The 1,445-nt window shown below is 47.1% G+C and carries 1 protein-coding gene; it reads right to left on the bottom strand.

Annotated features, from left to right (window positions below; all coding sequences use genetic code 11):
* Positions 1-31: 31 nt before the first annotated feature.
* Positions 32-1,392, bottom strand: a protein-coding gene (locus tag ICN46_RS11865) for an IS3 family transposase (RefSeq protein ID WP_216209125.1) whose coding sequence is annotated in 2 segments (ribosomal slippage) — positions 32-933 and positions 933-1,392 — 1,362 coding nt in all. Because the reading frame shifts where the segments join, the coding sequence is not laid out codon by codon here.
* Positions 1,393-1,445: the final 53 nt, after the last annotated feature.

Raw genomic sequence — 1,445 nt, 5'->3', positions numbered from 1 at the left:
TGAACTGACCCACAAAAGTTGGACAGTTTAATTAGGTTAGCACGAGGGATTGAGTTCGGTAATTAACCGGGCTCAATCCCTTCAGTTTTTGTTTGATCCGATCATGGTTGTAATAGTCGATATATTCCTTTAGCTCAGTTTTAAATGTGTGAACGTCGTCAAACTTCTTTTGATAGAAGAACTCAGTCTTCATAATCCCAAACCAGTTTTCCATGACTGCGTTATCCAGGCAGTTACCTTTTCGAGACATGCTCTGAGTAATGCCTTGCTTGTAGAGGGCTCGTTGATAAATCCCCATCTGGTATTGCCAGCCCTGATCTGAGTGCAGCATCAGCTTCTCGGTCTGAGTAAGTCGCTTAAAGGCTTTGGTGAGCATGGTGCTCACCATGCTGATCTGCGGGCGATCCGCAATCTCATAGGAGATGATCTCTTGGTTGTATAGATCCAAGATGGGTGAGAGATATACCTTCTCGCCCTTGATATTGAACTCGGTGACATCGGTTACCCACTTTTGATTAGGTTTACTAGCTACAAAGTGGCGCTCGAGTAAGTTGGAGGCTACCTTACCCACAGACCCCTTATAAGACTGGTATCGCTTAGGGCGAACGGTGGACTTCAGTCCCAGTTGCCCCATGAGCTTTTGTACAGTCTTAGGATCGAGGTAACGCTGCTGATTACCCAACTCCAAATGGACTCGCCGATAACCATAGCGACCCTTGTGGCGATGGTAGATGGCGCTGATCTGCGTCTTGACTGCAAGATAGGGGTCAGTCTGCTTACTAAGCCCCACCTGGTAGTAGTAAACACTTCTGGCCATCTTGGCGACAGCCAAGATGATCTGTAAGGGGTATTGCTGCCTTAACTCAGTAATTACTTGGACTTGTTCTTGCTTGCCAAGTACTTTTGCTGGGCTAAGGCTTCGAGCTTTTTTAGGTAATCAGTCTCCACTCTGCGGTACTCGAGCTCTTGCATGAGCTCTTGTGGAGTCATTTGGGTCACCGGCTTATTGGTGGGGGTAAACGGTTTACAGGGTTTTGACATGGGTGGCCGTCCCTTGGGTTTAGGTTCTAGGGCTGTGATACCGCTTTCATTGTAGAGGCGTTGCCATTGACCAATCGTACTGGGGGCTGGGATATTAAAGTGGGCTGCCGCTTGATTAATGGAGAGCTGGTGCTTCTCCATGTGCTGCAAGACAGATAGCTTAAAGCCGCTAGTGTAATGGGCATAAGTCTTGTTGAGACTGTGTTGGCCATGGACTTTGTAAGCATGAACCCATTTGCGAACATAGGCATATTTAACGCCGTATTGATCTCCAATAGTTTTAAAACCACCCCTACCGGAGAGGTAATGCTCAATGACTACTAGCTTGAACTCTTTGCTGTATTTGGACATGAGACTGACCCTGTTGAGTTGGATTGGGTGTCCAACTTTTGTGGGTCAGTTCA

The organism is Polynucleobacter sp. Latsch14-2 (genome assembly GCF_018881925.1).
GTDB lineage: Bacteria > Pseudomonadota > Gammaproteobacteria > Burkholderiales > Burkholderiaceae > Polynucleobacter.
Note: the sequence above shows the minus strand (reverse complement) of the source record. Positions and strands in the feature narration are given on the sequence as shown.